The 25,771-nt window shown below is 65.5% G+C and carries 24 protein-coding genes and 1 rRNA gene; 20 read left to right on the top strand and 5 right to left on the bottom strand.

The window, feature by feature from the left end; all coding sequences use genetic code 11:
• A 5S ribosomal RNA gene (rrf, locus tag AC1DX2_RS21155) occupies positions 1-97 on the top strand; the annotation flags it as partial.
• Positions 98-172: 75 nt separating this feature from the next.
• Here the strand turns inward: rrf and AC1DX2_RS21150 are convergent.
• From AC1DX2_RS21150 to hppD, 5 genes are all read right to left on the bottom strand, one after another.
• Positions 173-1,096: an MBL fold metallo-hydrolase gene (locus tag AC1DX2_RS21150; RefSeq protein ID WP_477198374.1), complete on the bottom strand. Its 924-nt coding sequence runs from the start codon at positions 1,094-1,096 to the stop codon at positions 173-175.
• Between the two features lie 94 nt (positions 1,097-1,190).
• The gene (locus AC1DX2_RS21145) at positions 1,191-2,879 is read right to left on the bottom strand and encodes an AMP-binding protein (RefSeq protein WP_477198373.1); all 1,689 of its coding nucleotides are present in this window, start codon (positions 2,877-2,879) and stop codon (positions 1,191-1,193) included.
• A gap of 48 nt (positions 2,880-2,927) precedes the next feature.
• Positions 2,928-3,683, bottom strand: a complete 756-nt coding sequence (locus AC1DX2_RS21140; protein ID WP_477198372.1) for an FFLEELY motif protein — start codon at positions 3,681-3,683, stop codon at positions 2,928-2,930.
• 49 nt (positions 3,684-3,732) lie between these two features.
• The gene (gene phhA / locus AC1DX2_RS21135) at positions 3,733-4,584 is read right to left on the bottom strand and encodes a phenylalanine 4-monooxygenase (RefSeq protein WP_477198371.1); all 852 of its coding nucleotides are present in this window, start codon (positions 4,582-4,584) and stop codon (positions 3,733-3,735) included.
• Positions 4,584-5,711 (bottom strand): 4-hydroxyphenylpyruvate dioxygenase, encoded by a 1,128-nt coding sequence (gene hppD / locus AC1DX2_RS21130; RefSeq protein ID WP_477198370.1) that lies wholly within the window; start codon positions 5,709-5,711, stop codon positions 4,584-4,586. Before hppD ends, phhA begins: the two co-directional genes overlap by 1 nt.
• Positions 5,712-5,842: 131 nt before the next feature.
• Here hppD and AC1DX2_RS21125 point away from each other — a divergent pair, with 131 nt between their 5' ends.
• From AC1DX2_RS21125 to tssG, 19 genes are all read left to right on the top strand, one after another.
• Positions 5,843-6,319 (top strand): Lrp/AsnC family transcriptional regulator, encoded by a 477-nt coding sequence (locus AC1DX2_RS21125; RefSeq protein ID WP_477198369.1) that lies wholly within the window; start codon positions 5,843-5,845, stop codon positions 6,317-6,319.
• A gap of 88 nt (positions 6,320-6,407) precedes the next feature.
• Entirely contained in the window at positions 6,408-7,136 is a 729-nt protein-coding gene (locus AC1DX2_RS21120; RefSeq protein WP_477198368.1) for a GNAT family N-acetyltransferase, read from the top strand.
• 100 nt (positions 7,137-7,236) lie between these two features.
• A complete protein-coding gene (locus tag AC1DX2_RS21115) occupies positions 7,237-8,115 on the top strand; it encodes an HlyC/CorC family transporter (RefSeq protein ID WP_477198367.1) in 879 nt (292 codons plus the stop codon).
• Positions 8,116-8,164: 49 nt separating this feature from the next.
• A complete protein-coding gene (gene lnt / locus AC1DX2_RS21110) occupies positions 8,165-9,718 on the top strand; it encodes an apolipoprotein N-acyltransferase (RefSeq protein WP_477198366.1) in 1,554 nt (517 codons plus the stop codon).
• A gap of 150 nt (positions 9,719-9,868) precedes the next feature.
• Positions 9,869-10,777 (top strand): glycine--tRNA ligase subunit alpha, encoded by a 909-nt coding sequence (gene glyQ / locus AC1DX2_RS21105; RefSeq protein ID WP_477198365.1) that lies wholly within the window; start codon positions 9,869-9,871, stop codon positions 10,775-10,777.
• Positions 10,778-10,893: 116 nt separating this feature from the next.
• The gene (glyS, locus tag AC1DX2_RS21100) at positions 10,894-13,017 is read left to right on the top strand and encodes a glycine--tRNA ligase subunit beta (RefSeq protein ID WP_477198364.1); all 2,124 of its coding nucleotides are present in this window, start codon (positions 10,894-10,896) and stop codon (positions 13,015-13,017) included.
• 36 nt (positions 13,018-13,053) lie between these two features.
• Entirely contained in the window at positions 13,054-13,605 is a 552-nt protein-coding gene (gene gmhB, locus AC1DX2_RS21095; protein ID WP_477198363.1) for a D-glycero-beta-D-manno-heptose 1,7-bisphosphate 7-phosphatase, read from the top strand.
• Between the two features lie 7 nt (positions 13,606-13,612).
• Positions 13,613-14,347, top strand: coding sequence for a lysophospholipid acyltransferase family protein (locus tag AC1DX2_RS21090; protein ID WP_477198362.1), 735 nt, complete (start codon positions 13,613-13,615; stop codon positions 14,345-14,347).
• A 10-nt stretch (positions 14,348-14,357) separates the two neighbouring features.
• Complete coding sequence (locus tag AC1DX2_RS21085; protein WP_477198361.1) at positions 14,358-15,338, top strand: M48 family metallopeptidase; 981 nt, start codon at positions 14,358-14,360, stop codon at positions 15,336-15,338.
• Positions 15,339-15,390: 52 nt separating this feature from the next.
• Positions 15,391-16,890: a sensor domain-containing diguanylate cyclase gene (locus AC1DX2_RS21080; RefSeq protein ID WP_477198360.1), complete on the top strand. Its 1,500-nt coding sequence runs from the start codon at positions 15,391-15,393 to the stop codon at positions 16,888-16,890.
• Positions 16,891-17,016: 126 nt separating this feature from the next.
• A complete protein-coding gene (tssA, locus tag AC1DX2_RS21075) occupies positions 17,017-18,051 on the top strand; it encodes a type VI secretion system protein TssA (RefSeq protein ID WP_477198359.1) in 1,035 nt (344 codons plus the stop codon).
• A 79-nt stretch (positions 18,052-18,130) separates the two neighbouring features.
• The gene (tssB, locus tag AC1DX2_RS21070) at positions 18,131-18,634 is read left to right on the top strand and encodes a type VI secretion system contractile sheath small subunit (protein WP_477198358.1); all 504 of its coding nucleotides are present in this window, start codon (positions 18,131-18,133) and stop codon (positions 18,632-18,634) included.
• Between the two features lie 39 nt (positions 18,635-18,673).
• Positions 18,674-20,164 (top strand): type VI secretion system contractile sheath large subunit, encoded by a 1,491-nt coding sequence (tssC, locus tag AC1DX2_RS21065; RefSeq protein WP_477198357.1) that lies wholly within the window; start codon positions 18,674-18,676, stop codon positions 20,162-20,164.
• 86 nt (positions 20,165-20,250) lie between these two features.
• Complete coding sequence (locus AC1DX2_RS21060; protein ID WP_477198356.1) at positions 20,251-20,739, top strand: Hcp family type VI secretion system effector; 489 nt, start codon at positions 20,251-20,253, stop codon at positions 20,737-20,739.
• 139 nt (positions 20,740-20,878) lie between these two features.
• A complete protein-coding gene (locus AC1DX2_RS21055; RefSeq protein ID WP_477198355.1) occupies positions 20,879-21,361 on the top strand; it encodes an Hcp family type VI secretion system effector in 483 nt (160 codons plus the stop codon).
• Between the two features lie 51 nt (positions 21,362-21,412).
• Positions 21,413-22,231, top strand: a complete 819-nt coding sequence (locus AC1DX2_RS21050; RefSeq protein ID WP_477198354.1) for a type VI secretion system accessory protein TagJ — start codon at positions 21,413-21,415, stop codon at positions 22,229-22,231.
• Between the two features lie 43 nt (positions 22,232-22,274).
• Positions 22,275-22,790 carry a type VI secretion system baseplate subunit TssE gene (gene tssE / locus AC1DX2_RS21045; protein ID WP_477198353.1) on the top strand — a complete coding sequence of 172 codons (516 nt, stop codon included), beginning with the start codon at positions 22,275-22,277 and terminating at the stop codon, positions 22,788-22,790.
• A 43-nt stretch (positions 22,791-22,833) separates the two neighbouring features.
• The gene (gene tssF / locus AC1DX2_RS21040; RefSeq protein WP_477198352.1) at positions 22,834-24,711 is read left to right on the top strand and encodes a type VI secretion system baseplate subunit TssF; all 1,878 of its coding nucleotides are present in this window, start codon (positions 22,834-22,836) and stop codon (positions 24,709-24,711) included.
• On the top strand, positions 24,687-25,748 hold the full coding sequence (gene tssG / locus AC1DX2_RS21035; RefSeq protein WP_477198351.1) for a type VI secretion system baseplate subunit TssG: 1,062 nt from the start codon (positions 24,687-24,689) through the stop codon (positions 25,746-25,748). The genes tssF and tssG overlap by 25 nt, the downstream gene beginning before the upstream one ends.
• Positions 25,749-25,771: the final 23 nt, after the last annotated feature.

Genomic DNA, 25,771 nt, shown 5'->3' with positions numbered 1-25,771 from the left:
AGGTGGTACCACTCCTTCCCATCCCGAACAGGACAGTGAAACGCTTCAGCGCCGATGATAGTGCGGGTTCCCGTGTGAAAGTAGGTCATCGTCAGGCTATTACAGCAAAAACGCCCAGTCATGTGACTGGGCGTTTTTTTTGCTTCTGCGCTTTCCGTTATTCAATCAATCGCTAGGAATTGCCGACCGTATCGCCACTGCGCACGGCGGCGCCGGACACCACCAGCTCATCCAGCAAGGCGGCCACCCAATCCGGGAATGGCGGGCTGGGCGCGGCCAAGCGGTGAAGGGTGCGCATGTGCTCCGTACCGCCCACCCAATCCAGCAAATCCTGCCACTGCATTTGCTGCGCCTCCAGCAGCTTGAACTTCAGCAGCACCTTGGCCGCATAGCGGGTGTGCTTGCTGGGCGCGGCGACAAAGCCGGCCAGGCGCCGGCGCGCGATGTGCAGCGCGGCCGTCACGTCGGTGAACACCGGGCCATGGCCGGGAATGACGCAGGTGGGTTGGAGTGACTCGATCACATCGAGCGTATCCGCCACCTCGTCAAAGGCATTCAGTCCCTCCAACTCGGGAAACACGATGCCAAAACCGCTTTCCCACAGCGCGTCAGCCGAAATCAGTGTGCGCGAAGCCGGGTCGAACAAGATCACGGAGTGCGGGTCGTGGCCTTTAGCCGCGTGAATCTGCCAACTGCGCGTGCCTATGCGCACTGTGCTGCCCGGACGCAGCAAACCGTCAAAGCGGAACGGCGGGCATTGCTGACCGGTGGGCTCAAACGTCAGCGCATGCGCGTCCCAATCGCGCACATGCTGTGACAGCCCAGGCGGTATCAGCGTCTGCAGGGCCGGGTAGCTGTGCTGCAGCAGCGCGTTGCCGCCGCAGTGGTCACTGTGCAGGTGGGTGTTCAGCAGCAGGTCCAGCGATTGGCGGCCCAGCGCAGCCTGCACCAGCGCCAGCGTCTGCTCGGCGTGCGTGCAGTAGCCGCTGTCCACCAGCGCGGCTACCGGGCCGGCGCGCAGCAGAATGTTGTTCGAAGACAGCCAGCCACGCTCGAACACCACGATGTCGGCGGGCAGGGCGGGCACAGAGCGCATAAGTGTGTCCATTGTGCCGCGTGCCGGGCGCGCTCAGGCGACGCCCCGCGGGCGGCGTCACGACGTGGTCAGGTGCCGCGCCGGCTTACGCAGCCTATTTGCCCATGCGCAATTCGCGCCGCAGCACCTTGCCGACGGCGGACTTGGGCAAGTCGTCGCGAAACTCGATGTACTTGGGGCGCTTGTAACCGGTGAGGTTGGTCTGGCAGTATTTGCCGACGTCTTCTTCCGTCAGCAGCGGGTCGCTGCGCACGGCAAACACCTTGATGGCTTCGCCCTGCTTTTCGTCGGGCACACCGATCACCGCGCATTCCACAATGCCGTCACACATGGAAATCACGTTTTCCAGTTCGCTGGGGAAGACGTTGAAGCCGCTGACCAAAATCATGTCCTTCTTGCGGTCCACGATCTTGGTGAAGCCTTTGTCATCCATCACCCCCACGTCGCCGGTGCGCATGAAGCCGTCTGGCGTGAAGGCGCGCGCTGTCTCTTCCGGCTGGTTGTAATAGCCCGCCATCACATTGCCGCCCTTGATGCAGATCTCGCCGGACTGGCCCAGCGGCAGCGAGTGGCCGTCATCGTCCTTGATGGCGATCTGTATGCCCGGCAGCGGCAGGCCGATGTTGCCGGTGTAGCCCCGCACCGTGGTGGGGTTAGCGGTACCGGTGGCGCAGGTCTCGCTCATGCCCCAGCCCTCCAGCATGGCGCAGCCGGTGGCCTCCAGCCAGTGCGTGGCCGTGCCCTCGGTGGCGGCCATGCCACCGGCGATGGACAGTTTGAGGTTCGAGAAATCCAGCGTCTTGAACTGCGGGTGCAGCAGCAGCGCATTGAACAAGGTGTTCACCGCCGGCAGCACGTGGAAGGGCCGTTTTTTGAGCACCTCGATGAACTTGTTCATGTCGCGTGGGTTGGGGATCAGCGTCACGTGCGCGCCCCAACGCACCGCCTGCAAACTCATGCCACCGGCGAAGATGTGGTACAGCGGCAGCGCCAGCACCACGTTGAGCCGGCTCAGGTCGCCGCCATTGGCCTCCAGCGCCGGCCGGAACCACGCCTCACCCTGCAGCACGCCGGCAATCACGTTGCGGTGCGTCAGCACCGCCCCCTTGGACAGGCCGGTGGTGCCGCCGGTGTATTGCAGCATCACGGGTGAATTCGGGTCTATCTGCACCGGTTTCAGCGCCTTGCCCGCGCCCTGGGCCAGCGCCTTGGGCAGCGTGCTCACTTTCAGGCCATTGGCCAGCGGCAGCTTGTAGGCTGGCACCAGCTTGGCCAGGTGGCGCGAGGCAAAGGTCAGCCACTTGCCTTTGCCGCCCAGCAGGTCGCCCACGGCCGTCAGCACCACATGCCGGATGTCGGTCTTGTCAATCACTTCGGCCAGCGTGTGGGCAAAGTTCTCCAGCACCACGATGACGCTGGCGCCCGAGTCCTTCAGCTGGTGCGCCAGTTCGCGCGCGGTGTACAGCGGGTTGACGTTGACGCAGACCAGGCCGGTGCGTATCACGCCGCCCTGCACCACTGCGAACTGCGGCAGGTTGGGCAGCATGATGGCCACGCGCGCGCCCGGCTCCAGTTGCAGGCTTTGCAGCCAGGCGCCAAAGGCGGCCGACAGATCATCCAGCTCGCCGTAGCTCATCCACTGGTCCATGCAGACCGAATATGGCCGGCTGGCGTTCTTGCGCAGCGACTCCTCCAACAGCTGGGCCACCGAGCCATAGCTGTCGGGGTTGATGTCGTGCGGCACGCCGCTGGGGTAGCTGCTCTTCCAGATGTCGTCGCTCATCGGCCGGTCTCCTATGCCCGCATTGTGGGCGCGAGGGGCCTGCAGGTGTTACCGGGCTTTTCCCAGTAGCTGTCGCAAACGCGCCGCACTTTCTCGTGGCTCTTCATCAAACAGCATGGCCGCCAGTTCGGTTTCGTGCGCCTCAATGGTGCGCAGGAATTCGCCCGCGCCCTGCCCCTTGCCGCTTTGTATGCCGGCAAAGGTGTCAAAGCCGGTTTCCAGGAAGTGCTGCAACGCGCCCAAGCCCGCCAGCTCGGCCGGTTTGCGCATCATCTTCAGCATCATGCGCAGGCCGGGCAGGCGCACCAGCCGGTCCAGTTCGCGGCCTATGCCGATGACGGTGTGGATCTGCAGGTAGCGGTCGGCCTGCCGCGCCACGCCGCGCCAGGCCTGCACATAGCGCTGCGCCGCTGCCGCGTCACCGTTCCTGCCCGGATCGGACGCGCGCCACTGCCGTGCCATCGCCAGATCCAGGTCCTCACTGAGTGCGTGCAGCTCGGCCAGCGATTGGGCGATCTGCACCACCGCCGCCGGAAAGACACGCTGCAGCGCCTTGGCAATGCGGGAAAACTGGGCGTCGCGCTCGGCAAAGTCGTGGTCGCCATACAGCTCTTCCAGAAAGAAGCGTGCCGCACTCTGGTAGGGGCCGGCCGCCAGCATGTCGGCATAGCTGCCGGCAAAGCGCCGTGCCTGCAGGCGTTTGACTTCTGAGCGTGCCTGCGCCAGCGCGGGCTCGGCCTCGCACTGCTGGCGCATGGCGTTCACGCGTTCCAGCGCGCTGCGTATGCTTTGGGCGGCATCCATGCGCCCTAGTCTAGCCAGATGCCGACGGCCAGTCGGCCGGCAGGGTGGTTCAGACAGTCACCAACCGGTCGCTGGCCAGCACCTGGTCCGCCTCAATGTCTGGCAGCACCTGCACCTGCTGGTACAGCGGCGTGAAGTCGGGCGCCGTCAAGTCAAACAGCTGCTGGAAGCTGTCAATGACGAAGTAGGTCTGTTGGTAGCTGTCAATCTTGTAGCGTGCCCGCATGGCCCGCAGGATGTCCAGCATCACCCGGTTGGGCGCTGGGTCGCGAACTGCGTATTGCAGTTCACCGGACGAGCTGAGGATGCCCGCGCCGTATGCGCGCAGCCCGTCGGCTTGGCGTATCAGTCCGAACTCGATGGTGTACCAATACAGGCGCGACAGGTGCTCGCAGGCGCTCAGGGAATCGGCCTTCAGCCCGCCAGCGCCGTAACGCTGCACGTAGTCGGCAAACATCGGGTTGAACAGCAGCGGCACATGGCCAAACAGGTCGTGGAACACATCAGGCTCGACGATGTAGTCGAACTCTTCGGGCCTGCGTATCCAGTCCGTCACCGGAAACTTGCGCTCGGACAGCAGCGTGAAAAACGGCACTTCAGGGATCAGCCCCGGCACCGCCACGATCTGCCAGCCGGTGGCCGGCAGCAACTGTGCGTTGATCTCGTCGAAATGCGGGATGCGGTCCTTCACACCCAGCGAGGGCAGCGCGGCGATGAACTCGTCGCACGCCAGGCCCGGCAGCAGTGCAGCCTGGCGCTCGTACAGGCGGCGGTAGGTGTCGTGATCCGCCTCGGTGTAGCCGGCGTAGTTCTGTTCGCAGGTGTAGTCGGCGCGCGCGCGGCTGTAGTCGCCGCGCGGCGGACGTTCGCTGGCGCCGTAGACCACGGGTTCCACAGCCATCAGGCGGCCACCTTCTGCTGGCCGTTCTTCTTGCCTTCGGGCAGCACGCCGCGGCGCATCTGGTCCAGCTCAATGCTCTCGAACAGCGCCTTGAAATTGCCCTCGCCAAAGCCGTCGTCGCCCTTGCGCTGGATGAACTCGAAGAAGATCGGGCCGAGCTGGTTCTCGCTGAAAATCTGCAGCAGCAGCGCGCCGGCCTTGCCGTCCAGCAGGATCTTGCGCTTGTGCAGCTCAGCCACGCTCTCGCCATGGCCGGGGATGCGCTTGTCGATCAACTCGTAATAGGTGTCAATGGTGTCCAGCAGCTTCACGCCGCTGGTGCGCAAGGCGTCCACCGTCTCGAACAGGTTGTTGGCGCCCAGCGCAATGTGCTGAATGCCTTCGCCGTGGTACTTGTCCAGGTACTCCTGGATCTGGCCTGCCGTCTCGTTGCCCTCTTCGTTGATGGGGATGCGGATTTTGCCGCACGGGCTGGTCATGGCCTTGCTCTTGACGCCGGTGACCTGGCCTTCGATGTCGAAGTAGCGCACCTCGCGGAAATTGAACAGGCGCTCGTAAAAGTCAGCCCACTCGTTCATGCGGCCGCGGTGCACGTTGTGCGTCAGGTGGTCGATGTAGGTCAGGCCGTGGCCGGGCGGGTTCAAGGCCTCTTGCGCGTGCACACCGGGCATGGCCTCGAAGTCGACGTCGTAAAAGCCGATGTTGCCAATGTCGCCTTCCACCGCGCCGTTCTTGCCGCGCCAGCGGTCCACCAGGTAGATCAGCGAGTCGCCAATGCCCTTGATGGCCGGGATGTTCAGCTCGCCCGGGCCGGCCTTGCCGGCATAACCCCAGGCGCCCAACTCCAGCGCACGCTCGTAGGCCAGCTTGGCGTCCTGCACACGAAAGGCAATGGCGCAGATGCTGGGGCCGTGCGCGCGCGCGAAGCGCTGGGCGAACGAGTCCGGCTCGGCGTTGATGATGAAGTTGATGCCACCCTGGCGGTACAGCGTCACCTGCTTGTGGCGGTGCCTGGCCACCGGACGAAAGCCCATGCGCTCGAACAAGGCGCCCATGGCGATCGGATCTGGGGCGGCGTATTCGATGAACTCAAAGCCGTCGGTGCCCATGGGGTTGTCCCAACTCATGCGTGTCTCCTGATGGCCGGACGTGTCGCCCGAAAAATGCAAAAGAAGGAGTTTAAGAGCGCAGGGCAGGCGGATTCCTGCAAAATAACCTACGATACGCCATTGAAGCGCAATAAACCTGCAAAATTGTCATGACTGATGCACTCGATAAGCTTGACCGACAGATTCTGAGCAGTCTGCAAGCTGATGGCCGTGCCACTTACGACCAGTTGGCCGAGCAGGTCAGCCTGTCGCCCAGCGCCGTGCTGCGGCGCGTCAAGCGGCTGGAAGAAGCCGGCATCATTGACCGCTACGTGGCCCTGGTGAAGCCCGAGGCCGTGGGCCTGGGCCTGACCGCCTATTTGAATGTGCGACTGGAAAAGCACACTGAGAGCCACAAGCGCAACCCCATGGACCTGTTCCGCGCCAGCGTGCAGACCTGGCCGGAGGTGGTGGAGTGCGCCGCGCTGACCGGCGAGATGGATTACCTGCTGCGCGTCGTCGTCCGAGATATGAGTGCGTACTCACACTTCGTCATGGATACACTGCTCAAGCACCCCAGCGTGCAGGATTGCAAGACCAGCTTTGTGCTGGACCGGGTCAAGGCCACCACCGCATTGCCGGTGTGAGCAGCTTTTGGGCCTCAACCCCTAATAAACAGGCCACTTGAAGACCCCTTAGGGTGGACATCCTAGGGAAAACCCGTATATTGTGCCTATGGTTGATCCCAAAGCACTGATTCAAGCCTCTGTGGAGGCCGGCCGGGACTTGCTGCGCCCGCCGGGCGACGGCAGTGCTGCGCCCGGGCCCAAGGCGGCACCGGTGCTGATTCCCATCCGTTCGCTGGGCGCCAACCACCGCGAGCGCATCGCCACGCACCTGCTGGCGCTGGAGAACCACGACCGCTACCTGCGCTTTGGCTACATGGCCAGCGATGAGCAGATCGGCCGCTATGTGGAGGGCCTGAATTTTGAGCGCGATGAAATCTTTGGCGTCTACAACCGCAAGCTGGAGCTGATCGCCGTCGCCCACCTGGCCTATTGCGACAGCCCGGAACACGGCGCCTTTGTGGAGTTCGGCGTCTCGGTGGCCAAGTCGGCCCGCGGCCGCGGCTTTGGCGCGCGGCTGTTCGACCGCGCTGCCATGCACGCCCGCAACGACGGCATCAGCCTGATGCTGATCCACGCCTTGAGTGAAAACACCGCCATGCTGAAGATCGCCCGCAACGCCGGCGCCACGGTGGAATATGACGGTTCCGAGACCGAATCCTTCCTGCGCCTGCCGCCCGCCACGCTGGACACCCGCATGACCGAACTGGTGGACGAGCAGATTGCGCAGACCGACTACCGCCTCAAGCAGCAGGCCAAGCAATTCTGGGATTTCCTGGCCGAGGTGCAGCAGGTGCGCCGCGATGTGCAGGACGCCAGCAAGAAGACTGCTGCCTGAGAAGACGGTCAGCAAGCCCCACGCAGTGAGCGACCGTGGGGGCAACAATTCCGCTATCCTTGTAGCTTGTACAACAACCGCATGTCCTGCTCCCCCGGCCGTGTCTGACCCCCACCCTGCGCGAATATCCGACAAGGACGACAAGCGCACGCTGTTGCAACGCATCGTCGAGTTCATCCACCCCGGGCCCGACTCCGCCGCCGAACTGATAGAGACGCTGGCCGAGGCCGAGGACAACAACGTGATCGGCGCCGAGTCGCGCATCATGCTGGAAGGCGTGATCCGCATGGCCGACATGACGGCCGCCGACGTGATGGTGCCGGCCACGCGCATGGACCTGATCGACATCGACGCCGACTTCGATGAGTTGCTGCACGTGGTGATAGACACCGCGCATTCACGCTTCCCGGTGGTCGAGGGTGACCGCGAAAACATCATCGGCATCCTGATGGCCAAGGACCTGCTGAAGCTGCAACGCGCGCCCGAGCTGAACATACGCGCGCTGCTGCGCCCGGCGGTGTTCGTGCCCGAAAGCAAGGGCCTGAACGACCTGCTGCGCGACTTTCGCGGCAACCGCAACCACCTGGCCATCACCATCGATGAATTCGGCCGCGTGGCCGGCCTGGTCACCATCGAGGACGTGCTGGAGCAGATCGTCGGCGAGATCGAGGACGAGTTCGACAGTGCGCAGGACCAGGGCGACATTTTCGGCCTGGCCGACCGCACTTACCGCGTCAGCGGCGACACCTCCATAGAGCGCGTGCAGGACGCCTTCGAGGTGGCCTTGCGCGGCAGCGATCCCGATGAGGAGTTCGACACCATCGGCGGCCTGATCGCCCATGAGATGGGCCATGTGCCCAAGCGCGGCGAGCGCCATGTGCTGGCCGGCCTGCAGTTCGTGGTGTTGCACACCAAGGGTGGCGCGGTCAAATGGTTCAAGGTCTCGCCGGCGCCGGTGACGGAGGAAGAAACCGGCTGAGCGCCTTTCACCGGTTCACCGTCCACTTCGCCACGTTGTCCGTTCCTCCGTGCCGTTTCCCCTCGTCCTGTTGCTGAGCCTGTTGGCCGGTGTGGCCCATGCGCTGTCGCTGGCCAGCTGGTGGGACGGCCAGCCGCTGTGGTGGCTGCAACTGGCTGCATTGGCGCTGCTGGCAGGCCTGTTGCGGCGCGCGGCTGGCTGGCGGCCGGCGGCCTGGACCGGTTGGGCCTTCGGCATCGGCTGGCTGGCAGCCACCTTTTGCTGGCTCTATGTGGCCATGCACACCTATGGCGGCCTGGCCGCGCCGCTGGCTGCCCTGGCGGTGCTGGGTCTGGCGGGCTTCCTGGCTCTCTATTACGCCGCCGCCTGCGCTGCATTTGCCGCGCTGGCGCCGCGTCTGGGCTCTGCATGGGCCACGCCACTGTTCGCCGCCCTGTGGACACTGGCCGAGCTGGCGCGCGAGGTCTGGTTCACCGGCTTTCCCTGGGGCGCGGCCGGCTACGCCCATGTGCAGGGGCCGTTGGTGGCGCTGGCGCCGTGGACCGGTGTGTTCGGCATCGGTGCCCTGAGTGCGGCACTGGCCATGCTGCTGGCCCAGGGCGTATGGCCCGGCGCAGCCGTCAGGCGCCGTTGGCCGCCGCTGGCGGCATTCATCGCCTTGCTGGCGCTGCCCGCCGGATTGAGGCTGGCCGCGCCGGACTTTACCCAGGACGCCGGCAAGCTGGGCCTGGCGCTGCTGCAGGGCAATATCCCGCAGGACGAGAAATTCCAGCCCGGCAGCGGCGTGCCGTTGGCGCTGCAGTGGTATGGCGAGCAGTTGCAGAACAACCAGGCATCGCTGGTCATCGCGCCGGAGACGGCCATCCCGCTGTTGCCGCAGGAACTGCCCGAGGGCTACCTGGACCAGTTGGTCAGCCGCTACACCAGCCGCCCCAACCAGGCCGCCATGCTGGGCATCCCCTTGGGCGATTCGCGGCGCGGTTACACCAACTCGGTGATCGCGCTGAAGGCCGGCCAGAGTGGCCAGGGCGGTGTGTGGCAATACGACAAACACCACCTGGTGCCGTTTGGCGAGTTCATCCCGCCGCTGTTCAAGTGGTTCACGCAGTTGATGAACATCCCGTTGGGGGACTTCAACCGCGGCGACGTCGGTCAGGCTTCGTTCGAGTGGCAGGGCCAGCGCCTGGCGGCCAACGTCTGTTACGAAGACTTGTTTGGCGAGGAATTGGGCGCACGTTTTGCAGATCCGGCCAAGTCGCCCACGGTGTTCGTCAACATCAGCAACCTGGCCTGGTTCGGCGACGAGCTGGCCATCAGCCAGCACCTGCTGATCTCGCGCATGCGGGCGTTGGAATTCCAGCGGCCCTTCGTGCGCGCCACCAACACCGGGGCCACCGCCATCGTTGACCACCAGGGTGTGGTGCGCCAGGCGCTGCCACGCCAGACCCGGGGTGTGCTGCAGGGCACGGTGAACGGGCGGCGCGGCGACACCCCGTTTGCCTGGTGGGTGGCACGGCTGGGCCTGTGGCCCTGGTGGTTGTTAGGCCTGGGGGTGGTGTTGGCGGCCTGGCGGCGCGGCCGGGGTGTGACCGGTCGCACCTGACGCTGCCTGAAAAAGCGGCAGCCAGGCAGCGGCAATGCGCGCCGCTCCCCGTAGAATCAGGGTTTGCGCAGGCGCGCGCCCTTGGGCGTGCCTGCCGCCCTCCGGCGCCGGGCCCATCCTGGTCTGGAAACTCTTCGGCCTTAGAACAACATGCTCACTTTCCAGCAAATCATTTTGCGCCTCCAGGACTATTGGGACCGCCAGGGCTGCGCGCTGCTGCAGCCCTACGACATGGAGGTGGGTGCCGGCACATCGCACACCGCCACCTTTCTGCGCGCGTTGGGCCCCGAGCCCTGGAAGGCCGCCTACGTGCAGCCCAGCCGACGCCCCAAGGACGGCCGCTATGGCGAGAACCCCAACCGCCTGCAGCACTACTACCAGTACCAGGTGGTGCTGAAGCCGGCGCCCAGCAACATCCTGGACCTTTACCTCGGCAGCCTGCAGGCGTTGGGGTTCGACCTGAAGAAGAACGACGTGCGTTTCGTCGAGGACGATTGGGAAAACCCCACGCTGGGTGCCTGGGGCCTGGGTTGGGAAGTGTGGCTCAACGGCATGGAGGTGACGCAGTTCACCTATTTCCAGCAGGTGGGCGGCATCGACTGCAAGCCCATCACCGGCGAAATCACCTACGGCCTGGAGCGCCTGGCCATGTACCTGCAGGGCGTGGACAACGTCTACAACCTGACCTGGACCGAAGGCCTGTCCTACGGCGACGTCTACAAGCAAAACGAGATCGAGCAGTCCACCTACAACTTCGAGCACAGCGACGCCGACTTCCTGTTCACCGCCTTTGGCGCGCACGAGAAGCAGGCCAAGCACCTGATGGAGCAGCAACTGGCGCTGCCGGCGTATGAACAGGTGCTGAAGGCCGCGCACAGCTTCAACCTGCTGGATGCACGCGGCGCCATCAGCGTCACCGAGCGCGCTGCCTACATTGGCCGCATACGTAACCTGGCACGCGGTGTGGCGCAGAGCTATTACGACAGCCGCGAGCGCCAGGGCTTTCCGCTGGCGCCGCGCGAGTGGGTGGCGCAGATGCCGGCCAAGAAGGCAGCGTGAGAAGCGCAAGACATTGCGGAACAAGCGGCGCACGGCGCTGCCCTGTCCTTGACGGGGTGATGATTTGCGGGCAGATCAGCGCGCAGCGCCGCTCTGCCCTCAACTGACTAGAGAAGATGATGAACAAGAATTTGCTGGTTGAGCTGTTTGTAGAAGAGCTGCCGCCCAAGGCGCTCAAAAAACTGGGCGAGGCTTTTGCCGGCGTGCTGCTGGAGCAATTGCGTGCCCAGGGCCTGGCGGGTGCCGACGCGGTGTTGACGCCGTTTGCCTCGCCGCGCCGCCTGGCGGCCCACATCACCGGCGTGGCGGCGCAGGCCGCCGACAAGGCGGTGTCGCAAAAACTGATGCCAGTGTCCGTGGGCCTGGACGCCTCAGGCAACGCCACCCCCGCGCTGCTGAAAAAATTGCAGGCCTTGGGTGCTGATGCCTCGGCCGTGGCGGGCCTGAAGCGCGCGCCCGATGGCAAGGCGGAAGCGCTGTTCTACGACAGCACCGCCAAGGGCGCCACGCTGGCCGAAGGCCTGCAAAAGGCGCTGAGCGAGTCGCTGGCCAAGCTGCCCATCCCCAAGGTGATGAGCTACCAGCTGGAATCCGGCTGCGAGTTGCCCGGCTGGAGCAGTGTCAGCTTCGTGCGCCCCGCCCATGGCCTGGTGGCTTTGCACGGTGCCGATGTGGTGCCGGTGCAGGCGCTGGGCCTGCACGCCGGCAACACCACCCACGGCCACCGCTTCGAGGCCGCCGTCGACCCGGTGGTGCTGAAGGATGCCGACAGCTATGCCGCCACCCTGCTGGCAGACGGTGCCGTGATCGCCAGCTTTGCCGAGCGCAAGGCCGGGATCGCGCGCCAACTGGCGGCGGTAGCGGCCAAGATTGGCAATGGCGTGCGACCGATCGAGGACGAGGCCTTGCTGGACGAGGTGACGGCACTGGTGGAGCGGCCCAATGTGCTGGTCTGCGAATTCGAGAAGCAGTTTCTCGATGTGCCGCAGGAGTGCCTGATCCTGACCATGAAGGCCAACCAGAAGTATTTCCCGTTGCTTGACGCCTCGGCTAAGCTGACGCACCAGTTCCTGGTGGTCAGCAACATCAGCCCGGCGGACGCCAGCGCGGTGGTGGGCGGCAACGAGCGTGTGGTGCGTCCGCGCCTGGCCGACGCCAAGTTTTTCTTTGACCAGGACCGCAAGAAGTCGCTGGACTCGCGCGTGGCCGGCCTGGCCAAGGTGGTGTACCACAACAAGCTGGGTACCCAGGGCGAGCGCACACAGCGCGTGCAGAACATCGCGTTGGGCATTGGCGAGATGCTGAGCGGCGCCAGCCTGGCCAAGACGGCCGCGCAGGCGGCCCGCCTGGCCAAGGCCGATCTGCTGACCGACATGGTGGGTGAGTTCCCTGAGCTGCAAGGCATCATGGGCGGCTACTATGCCCGCCACGATGGCCTGAGCGAAGACATCGCCTTCGCCATTGAAGACCATTACCGCCCGCGCTTTGCCGGCGACGAGCTGCCGCGCAACATGGTGGGCGTGGTGGTGGCGCTGGCTGACAAGCTGGAAACCCTGGTGGGTATGTTTGGCATTGGCAACCTGCCCACCGGCGACAAGGACCCGTTCGCGTTGCGCCGCCATGCGCTGGGCGTGGTGCGCATGCTGGTGGACAAGGATTTGCCCTTGGGCTTGAGCGACCTGGTGCAGGGTTCCGTGCGGGTCTTTGGCGACCAGATGAGCGACCCGTCCGCCGCCTTGCTGGACTTCATCTACGACCGCCTGGCCGGCAGCCTGCGCGAGCAGGGCTACAGCGCGCAGGAAGTGGATGCCGTGCTGGCGCTGCGCCCGCAGCGCCTGGGCGAGGTGGGCAAGCGGCTGGCGGCCGTGCGCGCCTTTGCCGCCCTGCCAGAGGCCCCAGCGCTGGCTGCCGCCAACAAGCGCATAGCCAACATCCTGAAAAAAGCCGAAGGCGAGGTGGACGCCCACGTCAGCGAGCTGCTGTTGCAGGAAGAGGCTGAGAAAGCCTTGCATGCGCAGTTGCAGCAGGTGGTGCCCAAGGCGCAGGCGCAGTTCGAGGCCGGTGACTACACCGCCTCGCTGCAGACCCTGGCCGCGCTGCGCGCGCCGGTGGATGCGTTCTTTGATGGCGTGATGGTGAATGCCGAACAGGCCGACCTGCGGTTGAACCGGCTGGGCCTGTTGAAGACGCTGCACCAAGGCATGAACCGCGTGGCCGACTTGTCCAAGCTCGCTGTCTGAAGCCCAGCACCCGCGCAGAAAGCTAAAAGGCCCCGCATGAAGCTCATCGTCCTCGACCGCGACGGCACCATCAACCAGGACAGCGACGATTTCGTCAAGACGGTGGACGAGTGGATACCCCTGCCCGGCGCGCTGGAAGCCATTGCCCGGCTGAACCATGCCGGCTGGCATTGCGTGGTGGCGTCCAACCAGTCGGGCCTGGGTCGGGGGCTGTTTGATGTGGCCTCGCTGAACGCCATCCACGCCAAGATGCACAAGGCCTTGGCGGCCGTGGGCGGGCGGGTGGATGCGGTGTTCTACTGCCCGCACGCACCCGACGAGGGCTGCCGTTGCCGCAAGCCCGCGTCCGGTCTGTTTGAGCAGATCGCCGAGCGCTATGGGGTGGATCTGAAAGGCATGCCGGTGGTGGGCGATTCCTCGCGCGACCTGGTGGCCGGCGTGGCCGTGGGCTGCGAGCCGCACTTTGTGCTGACCGGCAAGGGTGCGGCCTACCAGGGCCGCGCGCTGCCCGAGGGCTTTCCGGCGCACACGCAGGTGCATGCCGACCTGGCTGCCTTCGCGCAGCACCTGGTCAATCGGAGCGCCTGAGCAAGTCATGGCTTTTCTGCGTTCTTGCCTGCACATGCTGTGGATGCTGGTGACGGTGATGCCCTGGGCCATCATCATGCTGGTGGCTTCCATCTGGTCCAGCGGCACCGCGCTGTGGTGGATGGCGGTGCGCTGGCTGGGGTGGGCGATTGGCGGCGCGCGCACCTTGCTGGGCATTCGGGTGAAGGTGCTGGGCTACGAGAACCTGCCGCAGGGCGAAACCAGCCCGGCCATCCTGCTGGTCAAGCACCAATCCACGCTGGAGACCTTTCTCATCCCCACGCTGATGCCGCACCCGCTGGCCTATGTGTTCAAGAAAGAGCTGCTGTATGTGCCCTTCTTCGGCTGGGCCATGGGTCGGCTGGACATGGTGCACATCGACCGCAGCCAGCGTACCCAGGCTTTCAGCAAGGTGGTGGCGCAGGGCAAGGCGCTGCTGGCGCGCGGCGTGTGGATCATCATGTTCCCCGAAGGCACGCGCATTCCGCGCGGGCAAAAAGGGGTGTACAAGAGCGGCGGCACCCGGCTGGCGGTGGAGACCGGCGCGCCGGTGATACCGATTGCCGTCACCTCCGCCAAATGCTGGCCGCGCAAGGCCTTCATCAAGACCCCGGGGGTGGTGGAGGTGTCCATAGGCCGACCCATCCCCAGTGCGGGGCGCGAGCCCGATGAACTGATGCGCGAGGTGGAAGCCTGGATAGAAGGCGAGATGCGCCGGTTGGATCCTGAGGCGTACAGGTAAACTCAGCGACATGCATAGGCTGCTGCAGTTCACCCGGGATTTGTTTGAAGGCACGCCTTTTTCGACGCCACCCGCAGCAGCCAAGCCGCCCCGGCGCCGTGCCGGTTCCCCGCCTGCTGCGTCAGACAAGCCGGCTTCTGCGCCGGATCACGACGTCAGCGGCGTCGGCACCGAGTCGCCGCAAGCGCTGGCCACGGTGCTGTCACCCACCGCCTTTCGCCACCCGCGCGCCAACCGCGAAAGCCGGTTGGGCGACGCCCTGGTGGCCTACGAATTCAGGCGCGGCAAGCGCAAGACCATAGGCTTCATGGTCGATGCCGATGGCCTGGTGGTCAGCGCGCCGCGCTGGGTGCCGCTGTACGAGGTGGAGGCGGCGCTGCAGGAAAAGGGCCGCTGGGTGGTGAACAAGCTGGCCGAGGCGCGCGAACGCCATGATCGCCTGCAGGCTTCGCGCATTGACTGGCGTGACGGCGCCAGCTTCCCGTTCCTGGGCGAGCAGGTCACGCTGGTGCTGGACCCGCGCCATGGCTTCAGTGAAGCCGGCGCCGTGCTGCACACCGATGCCGCCGCCCCCAACCTGACGCTGGCCGGCGTGTCGCGGCTGACCCTGCATGTGGGGTTGGCGCACAACGCCACGCCCGAGCAGGTGCGCGACGCCGTGCAGGCCTGGCTGATGCGCCAGGCCAAGCGCATCTTCACCGAGCGGCTGAACCATTTCGCACCCCGCTTGCAGGTCCAGTGGCGCAAGCTGTCGCTCAGCAGTGCCGGCACGCGCTGGGGCAGCGCCCGCAGCGATGGCTCGATACGCCTGAACTGGCGGCTGGTCCATTTCAACCAGGCCGCGATCGACTACGTGGTGGTGCACGAACTGAGCCATTTGCGCGTGATGGACCACAGCCCGCGCTTCTGGGACACGGTGCGTACGGTCATGCCCGACTACGAACAGGTACGCAGCCAGTTGAAGGACGACGCCATTCCCCGTTGGAGCTGAGGCGCGTCGCTTCGCTTTTCTTCACTTCCCTTCCCGAGCCGCCAGCCCGCTGATGAAATACCTGCAACTGCGTGACAACCGTGCCCACCTGATGATGGTGCTGGCCATGCTGCTGGGGCTGGGCTTTCTGGCCACCACGCTGATCAGCTACTACGCCTCGCGCGCCTCGCTGCGCCAGTCCATCGTCGCCACCGAGCTGCCGCTGACCTCGGACAATGTGTATTCCGAAATCCAGAAGGACCTGGTGCGTCCCATCCTGATCTCCTCCATGATGGCGCGTGACACCTTCCTGCGCGACTGGGCGGTGGCCGGCGAGAAAGACCCGTTGCAGATCACCCGCTACCTGCAGGAGGTGCAGTCGCACTACGGCACGGTCACCGCCTTCTTCATCTCGGACGCCACGCGCAACTACTACCAGGCCAACGGCCTGTTGAAGCAGGTCAAGCCGCAGGAGCCGCGCGACGCCTGGTATTTCCGCGTGCGCGACATGACCGAGCCCTACGAGATCAACGTCGACCCGGACATGGCCAACCGCGACCGCTTGACCGTCTTCATCAATTACCGGGTGCACGACTACGCGCGCCGCTTCATAGGCGCCGCCGGCGTCGGGTTGGCGGTGGACTCGGTGCTGCGCACCATCGACGAGTACCAACGCCGCTACGACCGGCAGATCTATTTTGTCGACGACAGCGGGCGCATTGTGCTCAGCGCCAAATACGCGGCCGGCGCGCCCGGTGCGGCGCAATCGCGCATCCAGGACATCCCAGGCCTGTCGGCCATCGCCGCCGACATCCTGGTGGCGCACAAGGGCAGCTTTGAATACACCAACGGCGGGCAAAAGCACTTTCTCAACGTGCGCTACATCCCCGAGCTGAAGTGGAACCTGTTCGTGGTCAAGCGCGAGGGCCAGGGCCTGGCGGAAATACGCAACACGCTGTACATGAACTGGCTGCTGTGCGCGGCGGTGTCCGTCGTCGTGCTTATGCTGGTGTACTGGGTGGTCGCCAGCTACCAGCGCCCGCTGGAAAAAATGGCCACCACCGACAGCCTGACCGGCCTGGCCAACCGCCATGCGCTCACCATGCTGCTGCGCCAGGCCATGCTGGATGCCAACCGCCTGCGCAGCCCCATGGCCGCCCTGCTGCTGGACCTGGACCATTTCAAGGACTTGAACGACCGCCTGGGCCATGTGGCGGCCGACCGGGTGCTGGCCAGCATGGGGCTGACGCTGAAGACCAACCTGCGCAGCTCCGACATCGCCTGCCGCTGGGGTGGCGAGGAGTTCCTGGTCATCCTGAAGCACGCCGAGCTGGCCGAGGCCGTCAAGGTGGCAGAAAACCTGCGTGCCAGCATTGCCGAGCGCCAGCATGGCGAGGACGGCAACACCGTGACGGTCACCGTCAGCGTGGGCGTGTCGGCCTACCGCCCGGGTGAGACGCAGGAAAGCTTTGTCGGCCGTGCCGACGATGCGCTGTACCGCGCCAAGCACGATGGCCGCAACCGGGTGCGCCAGGAGCACGCTGTGTTGGCTGCCGACGCCCCTGTCGACTGAAAGGCGAGCAACGAAAGGCCAAAGGCCCAGGCCGCTCCGCTTTGGTGCGCTGCCGTCTATTCGCCGCGTTTGCCTTGTGCGCGGCGGGGTTATGCGGCATAGTCGCGGACCGTAGGAGGAGTTTTCGTGAGCAGTGATGAATTTGACAGCGCCCAGGTCGACGCCTGGTTGCAGCCTCTGGCCGATGCGTCCGAACCCTGCGGCAAGGACATGGAGTACGACAACGAATTCCTCGAGCTGAACAAGGCGGCCGAGGGCAAGCCCGAGACCCAGTTTGGCCCGGGCGAGCCGCCCAACTGGCGCGACGTGCGCGAGCAGGCCGAGGGCCTGATGACCAAGACGCGTGACCTGCGGGTGGCGCTGCTGTGGTGCCGCGCGGTGGTCAACCTGGACGGTTTCGCCGCTTTCCCGCCCAGCCTGAAGCTGCTGCACGGTCTGCTGGGCAACTTCTGGGACCACCTGCATCCCCTGCCCGACCCGGACGACGGCGACCCGTATGCCCGTGCCAACGCGCTGGCCATGTTGCCGCAGCCCGAAGGCCTGCTGGGTGACCTGCGCCAGGCCACCTTGTTCAACCTGCGTGGTGTGGGCGAACTGCGCCTGCGCCACATCGAGATCGCGCTGGGGCAACTGGCGCCCAAGGCCGACGAGACGCCACCCGGCAAAGACCAGATCGGCCAGATGCTGGCCAGCGCGCTGGAGCAATCGCCCGGCCTGCGCCAGCGCGTGCAGGGGGCGCTGGCGGGCCTGGCAGCGCTGACCTCGCTGATGAATGACAAATTCGGCGCCGACAGCGCGCCCGACCTGCGCCCGTTGTCCAGCCTGGTCAAGGGCGTGCAGGGCATGCTGCCGGCCGAGGCCGGTGCCGAGGAAGCGGCCGACGAGGGCGCGCAAGGGGGAGGCGCATCGGCTTCCGGCGGCGGCGCCCGGTTGGCCGGCAAGGTCAACTCGCGCGACGAGGCCTTGCGCGCCATCGACCTGGTGTGCGAGTACCTGGAGCGCGCCGAGCCCACCAACCCGGCCCAGCTGCTGCTGCGCCGGGCGCGCAAGCTGATCAACCACAACTTCCTGCAGCTGATGAAAGAGCTGGCGCCGGATGCCTTGAATGAGGTTGCGCGGGTGATGGGGGTTAACCCCGACGACGTGAACCTGGAACAGTGACTTTTTACCTTTCTAACACTTGCTCGTCACAGATTTGACGGTATGATTTTTCGTTCCACCTGACTCAAAGGGAATTGCCATGGGAAGTAGCCAAAAATTCATCGCCCGCAACCGGGCGCCCCGCGTGCAAATTGAATACGACGTGGAGTTGTACGGCGCCCAGAAAAAGGTGCAACTGCCCTTCGTCATGGGCGTGCTGGCCGACTTGTCGGGCAAGCCGGCGGACCCGCTGGCGCCGGTGGCCGATCGCAAGTTCCTGGAAGTCGACGTCGACAACTTCGACTCGCGCATGAAGGCCATGAAGCCGCGCGTGGCCTTCCAGGTGCCCAATGCACTGACCGGCGAGGGCAGCATGAGCGTGGACCTGACGTTCGAGAGTATGGACGACTTCTCTCCCGCCGCCGTGGCGCGCAAGGTGGACTCGCTGAGCAAGCTGCTGGAAGCCCGCCAGCAACTGCAGAACCTGGTGACTTACATGGACGGCAAGGGCGGCGCCGAAGAACTGGTGGCCAAGGTGCTGGCAGATCCGGCCTTGCTGGGTTCGCTGGCCGAATCGGCCAAGCCGGCTGACGAAGCCAAGTAAGCCCGCCATCCACCCGACCAAGATACCCAGGAGAATTTGATGGCAGAGAGCAAAAGCAGTTCCGCGCTGGCGGAGGTGAGTTTCGAGGGCAGTGACCTGGCCTCGCTGCTCCAGAAGGAGTTCAAACCCAAGTCGGACGAGGCCAAGAGCGCCGTCGAGGCGGCGGTGCAGACACTGGCGCAGCAGGCGCTGGCGCAGACCCAGTTGATTGGCAAGGACACGGTCAAGTCCATCAACGACATGATCGCAGCCATCGACAAGAAGTTGTCCGACCAGATCAACCAGATCCTGCACCACGAGGACTTCCAGAAGCTCGAGGGCGCTTGGCGCGGCCTGCACTACATGGTCAACAACACCGAGACCGACGAGCAGTTGAAGATCCGCGTGATGAACATCTCCAAGGCCGACCTTGGCAAGACGTTGAAGCGCTACAAGGGCACCAATTGGGACCAGAGCCCGTTGTTCAAGAAGATCTACGAAGAGGAATACGGCCAGTTTGGCGGTGAGCCCTTTGGCTGCCTGGTGGGTGATTACCACTTCGACCAGAGCGCGCCCGATGTGGAATTGCTGGCCGAAATGGCCAAGGTGTCGGCCGCCGCCATGGCGCCCTTCATCACCGGCGCGTCGCCCACGCTGATGCAGATGGATTCCTGGCAGGAGCTGGCCAATCCGCGTGACCTGACCAAGATCTTCTCCACGCCCGAATATGCCGCCTGGCGCTCGCTGCGCGAGTCGGACGACGCCAAGTACCTGGGTCTGGCCATGCCGCGTTTCCTGTCGCGCCTGCCCTACGGCTCCAAGACCAATCCGGTGGAAGACTTCAACTTTGAAGAAGACACCGGCTCGGCCGAACACAGCAAGTACACCTGGGCCAATGCCGCCTATGCGATGGCCACCAACATCAACCGCTCGTTCAAGGAGTTCGGTTGGTGCTCACGCATCCGTGGCATCGAGTCCGGCGGCGCGGTGGAAAACCTGCCCACACACAGCTTCCCCACCGACGACGGTGGCGTGGACATGAAGTGCCCCACCGAGGTGTCCATCGCCGACCGGCGCGAGGCCGAATTGGCCAAGGCCGGCTTCATGCCGCTGATCCACCGCAAGAACAGCGACTTTGCCGCCTTCATCGGCGCCCAGTCGCTGCAAAAGCCGGCTGAATACGACGATCCGGACGCCACCGCCAATGCCAACCTGGCCGCGCGCCTGCCCTACCTGTTCGCCACCTGCCGCTTCGCCCATTACCTGAAGTGCATCGTGCGCGACAAGATTGGTTCCTTCAAGGAGCGCGACGACGTGCAGCGCTGGCTGCAGGACTGGATCTTGCAGTATGTGGATGGCGACCCAGCCCACTCGTCCGAGGCCACCAAGGCGCGCAAGCCCCTGGCCGCCGCCGAGGTGGTGGTGGAAGAGATCGAGGGCAACCCCGGTTATTACTCGTCCAAGTTCTTCCTGCGTCCGCACTACCAGCTGGAAGGTCTGACGGTGTCGTTGCGTCTGGTTTCCAAGTTGCCGTCCGCCAAGGCGGGTTGATGACTGTCCCCTTATTTGCTGCGCTGAGGGGTGGTCAATAGCGCAGCTCGAATCGCCCCGGATCGGGGCACCAAAGGAGAGAAAAAATGGCTGTAGACATGTTTTTGAAGTTGGACACGATTGACGGTGAGTCGCGCGACAAGACGCACGCCAAGCAAATCGACATCCTGGCCTGGAGCTGGGGCATGTCCAACAGCGGCACCGCCCACATGGGTGGTGGCGCCGGTGCTGGCAAGGTCAATGTGCAGGACATTTCGGTCACCAAGTACGTGGACTCGTCGTCCAATGCGCTGATTTCGGCTTGCTGTGCGGGCACGCACATCAAGACCGCCAACCTGATCGTGCGCAAGGCCGGCGGCACGCCGCTGGAGTACATCAAGATTGACCTGGAAGAGGTCATGGTGACCGCCATCAGCACCGGCGGCAGCGGCGGAGAAGACCGTCTGACGGAGAACGTCACGCTGAATTTCGCCAAGTTCAAATTTGCCTACCAGCCGCAAAAGGCAGACGGCACCAAGGACGGCGGCGAAAAGATCGCGGCCTGGAACATCGCCGAAAACGTCAAGGCCGGCTGAGCCGCGACGCGCCAAACCAGGCCACGACCCGGTTGCCGCTGGCAAGCCGGGTTTTGGCGGTTGCGCGGGAGTTTTCTTGCGGGGCAAGCCCGGGCCGTGTGGCGCCTTGCCCTTTTAGCAACCACTGAAGAGAGTGTCCATGGCCAAAGGCGACATGTTTTTGTTGATCGATGGCCAGAAGACCGGCACGATCAAGGGGGAGTCGGCCGACAAGGTCTATCCCGGCCAGATTGACGTGCTGGGCTGGTCCTGGGGCATGGCCTCCTCCACCGTGATGGGGGGCGCCAGCGGCGGGGCCAAGACCTCGCTGTCGGAGTTGCGCGTTACCAAGGCGGTGGATGCCGCCACCACCGCACTGATGTCGGTGATGCGCAGCGGCGAGATCGTCAAGAAGGCCGTGCTCACCGTGCGCAAGGCCGGTGGCACGCAGGTCGACTATTTCACGCTGACCATAGAGCGCGGCCGCATCACCGGCTTGGACGTCACGTCCGACCCCGCCGGCGGCCCCGATCTGTTGGAGCAGCTCTCCATCGCCTTCGAAAAAATCGAAGTGCAGTATTTCGCCCAGGACGACAAGGGTGCCCGCAAAGGCGGCTCCACCTTCACCACGCAGGTGAACTAGGGGCTGTTGACACGCCCATTTTCAATCGCCCACCCGACGGAGACCGCCACCATGCCCAACCCATCCGCCGCCGAACAAGCCCTGCGTGACGGCGATCCGCAGCAGGCGCTGAAGCTGCTGCAAGACCAGATCCGCTCGGCCCCGGCCGACGCCAAGCTGCGCGTGTTCCTGTTCCAGCTGCTGTGCGTGCTGGGCCAGTGGGAACGCGCGCTGAACCAGTTGACGGTGTCGGGCGAGCTGGACGCTTCCACGCTGGCCATGGTGCAGACCTACCGCGAGGCCATCCAGTGCGAGCGCCTGCGCGACGAGGTGTTCCAGGGCAAGCGCGCGCCGCTGCTGTTCGGCGAGCCCGAGGCCTGGGTGGCGCTGCTGATTGAAGCCATGCTGCGCGAGGGCCAGGGCGAGCTCGACGCGGCCCGCAAGCTGCGCGACCAGGCGTTCGAGGAAGCGCCCGCTGCCGCTGGCAGCATGGACGGCCAGCCTTTCGAGTGGCTGGCCGATGCCGACATGCGGCTGGGCCCGGTGCTGGAAGCTGTCATCAACGGCCGTTACTACTGGGTGCCGTTCTCGCGCCTGAGCAAGGTGGACATCGACCCGCCCACCGATTTGCGCGACGCCGTGTGGATGGCCGCGCACCTGCAGTTTTCCAACGGCGGGGAAAGCGTGGCGCTGATCCCCACCCGCTACGCCGGCACCGACCTGTCGAAGAACGCCTTGGCGCTGGCACGCCAGACCGAGTGGGAGGAGGGCAGCCCGGGCTTCTTCGTCGGCCGTGGCCAACGCCTGCTGACCACCGACGCCGGTGATGTCGGGTTGATGGACGTGCGCGCCATCAGCTTCAATGACGGCCCCGCCGAAGGCGGCGGTTGATGCGGCAACACCGCATGCGCGTTATCTGATCAGGGGTCATCGCATGGTTCAACAGAGGGTGCACGACAGACTGCAGCCGGCCCTGCTGGACCGGCTGACCGACGACGACCCGACGCAGACCCAGGAAACGCCCGAGCAGCGTGTCATCAGCAAGTCACGCCTGCGCGAGGCGGTGCTGCGCGACCTGAGCTGGCTGTTCAACACCACCCAGCTGGCCGCCGGCGGCAGCGCGGACACGCTGCAAGCCTATCCGCATGCCCGGCGCTCGGTGCTGAACTACGGGTTGCCGGCGCTGTCGGGCCAGACCGCTTCCTCGGTCGACCCGCAGGGGCTGGAAACCCAGGTTCGGCAGGCCATCGTTGACCACGAGCCACGCATCCTGGCCGACACCCTGGTCGTGGAGGCCCTGGTGTCCGAGCAGCAGCTGGACCATCACAACCAGATCAGTTTTCGCATCGCCGGCCAGATCTGGGCGCAGCCAGTGCCGCTGGAGATGCTGCTGCAGACCGACATCGACCTGGAAACCGGCCTGGTCGAGGTCAAGGAACTGAGCCGCTGAGGCCACCCAACTGGCCACCCCCGGAACCAACCGCTTTCACCCCATGGACCCCCGCCTGCTGCGCCACTACAACCAGGAACTGCAACATCTGCGCGAGATGGGGGCGGAGTTCGCCACCCAGTTTCCCAAGATCGCTGCACGCCTGCGCATTGATGGCCTGGAGGTGGCCGATCCCTATGTGGAGCGGCTGCTGGAGGGTTTCGCCTTCCTGACCGCGCGCATTCAGCTGAAGCTGGACGCCGAGTTCCCCCGCTTCACGCAGCGCATGGTGGAAATCCTCTACCCGCATTTTCTGGCCCCCATGCCATCGATGCTGATCGCCCGCTTCAACCCTGATCTGGGCGATGGCGCGCTGGCCGGTGGGGTGAAGATCCCGCGCGGCAGCACGCTGCGCAGCCAGGCCGGGCGCGCCGGGCCCACCGAGTGCCAGTTCCGCACCGCGCACGACCTCACGCTGTGGCCGGTGGAGATCGCCGGTGCCGAGTATTTCTCGCACGCGTCCAACCTGCCGCTGGCCGCCAAGCCCGAGTGGCGCAAGTTTGGCGGCGGTGTGCGCCTGACGCTGCGTGCCGCGCCCGGGCACGATTTCGCCAAGCTGCCGCTGGAAGACCTGCGGCTGCATTGCAGTGCCGGCGACGAGATCGCCTACAAGCTGCACGAGCTGGTGTGCGGCAACACGCTGGGGGTGTGCGTGATGGCGGGCAAGGGCAACAGCACCCGCCACGTGCTGCTGGAAGGCGTCGACACGGTGGAGCCGGTGGGTTTCGACGAGGAGCATGCGCTGCTGCCCAACACCCTGCGCGGCTTCGAGGGCTACCGGCTGATGCAGGAGTATTTCGCCTTTCCGCAGCGCTTCCTGTTCTTCGACCTGTTGGGGCTGGGCGATGCCCTGCGCCAGCTCGGCGGCCAGGAGGTGGATGTGGTGCTGCTGTTCGGGCGTGGCGACAACGCGCTGCTGCAGTCGGTGGACGCGCAATCCTTCGCGCTGAACTGCGCGCCCGCCATCAACCTGTTCCCGCGTCGTTGCGACCGCATCCATGTGGCGCACGACACGCCCGACCTGCATGTGGTGCCCGATCGCGTGCGGCCCATGGATTTCGAGGTGCACGAGCTCACCTCCGTGACCGGCTACGGCGTCGGGCTGGACAGCGAGCGCCGCTTCGTGCCGCTGTATTCCGCCTTCCACACCGAGGAGCATGGCCACCCGGCCTATTTTTCAGTGCAGCGCGAGCCGCGTTTGCTCTCCAGCACGCAGCGGCGCGACGGCCCACGCTCGTCCTATGTGGGCAGCGAGGTCTACATCGCCATCGTCGATCCGCAAGAGGCGCCTTATGCCGACGATCTGCAGCAGCTCGACGTCACCGCCATCTGCTCCAACCGCGACCTGCCGCTGCTGATGCCCATGGGGGGCGCCGGCTCCGACCTGACGCTGGAGCAATCGGTGCCGGTGCAATCAATTCGTGTGATGAAGGGCCCGTCGCGCCCACTGTCGGCGCAGCGCGAGGGCAATGTGGCCTGGCGGCTGATCAACCAGTTGACGCTGAACCACCTGGCGCTGAACGACACCGACAGCGAGCAGGGCGCCAGCGCCATGCGCGAGATGCTGCGCCTGTACACCCATGAGGGTGACGCCGCCCTGCACAAACAGATCGATGGCCTGCGCAGCATGCGCACGCGCCAGGTGGTGCGTCGCCTGCCGTTGCCCGGGCCCATTGCCTTCGGGCGAGGCGTGCAGGTGGAACTGGAGGTGGACGAACTGGCCTTCCAGGGCGGCAGTGCCTTCCTGTTCGGCTGCGTGCTGGAGCGCTTCTTCGCCCGCCACGTGTCCATGAACGGCTTCACCGAGATCCGCGTGCGCTCACAGACGCGCGGCGACATCCTGCAGGGGAGGCCGCGATGCGGGTCACGTCCGATCCTGTGAAGCCAGCCGTTGCGCCGGTTCCCCGGCAAGACCCGCTGGTCCACATTGCCGCCGAACCCTGGCGGTTCGATTTCTTCCATGCCATGCGCTGGCTGGACGCCTACCATGCCGACAAGCCACGCCTGGGCACCGCCCGCCGCCCGGCCGACGAGCCGGTGCGTCTGGGCCAGGTGGCTGACCTGTCGTTCGCGCCCAGCGCGCTGCATGCCGTGGTGCCGGCCACGGCCTATGCCAAGCCGCGCATCGAGGTGCGTTTCTTCGGCCTGTTCGGCCCCAATGGCCCGCTGCCCTTTCACCTGACCGAGTACGCACGCCACCGCGTGCTGCACCAGGCTGACGCCAGTTTCGCCCGCTTTGCCGACATGTTCCACCACCGGCTGCTGCTGCTGTTCTACCGCGGCTGGGCTCAGGCCCAGCCCACGGTGGGGCTGGACCGGCCCGGGCAGGACCACTTCAGCGCCTATGTGGGCTCGCTGGTGGGGCTGGGCCTGCCCGAGCTGCGTGAGCGCGGTGGCGTCCATGACCACGCGCGGCTGCATTTCGCCGGCCTGTTGTCGCGCCAGGTGCGCAATGCCGACGGCCTGGCCGCCATGCTGTCGGGCTACCTGGGCCGGCCGGTGCGGGTGGAGCAGTTCGCCGGCCACTGGCTGCGCCTGAATACGAGCGAGCGCAGCCGCATAGGCCGCGCCAGCGCGCGCAAGCGCAGCCCCACCGCCACCTTGGGCGGCGGCGCCGTGCTGGGTGGCATGGTGTGGGACCGGCAGCACAGCTTTCGCATCCACATCGGCCCGCTGGATTTGCCGGTGTTTGAGAGCCTGCTGCCCGGCGGCAGTGCGCTGCCGGCGGTGCAGGCGCTGGTGCAACAGTATGTGGGGCTGGAGCTGGGTTGGGATTTGCGGCTCAGTCTGCGGCCCGGGCAGGTCAAGCCCTGCCAGCCGGGGCGCTACGGCCGGCTGGGCTGGACCAGTTGGCTGGGCCAGAAGGACCGCCGCGAGGCCGCCGAACTGAGGCTGGTGCCGCGCGTGCCCACCGCCTAGGGCGGCGGAGCAGGCCGGGCAAT

The organism is Hylemonella sp. P2_B10 (genome assembly GCF_056404875.1).
The sequence above is the reverse complement of the archived record's forward strand: the minus strand, read 5'-3'. Positions and strand labels throughout refer to the sequence as shown.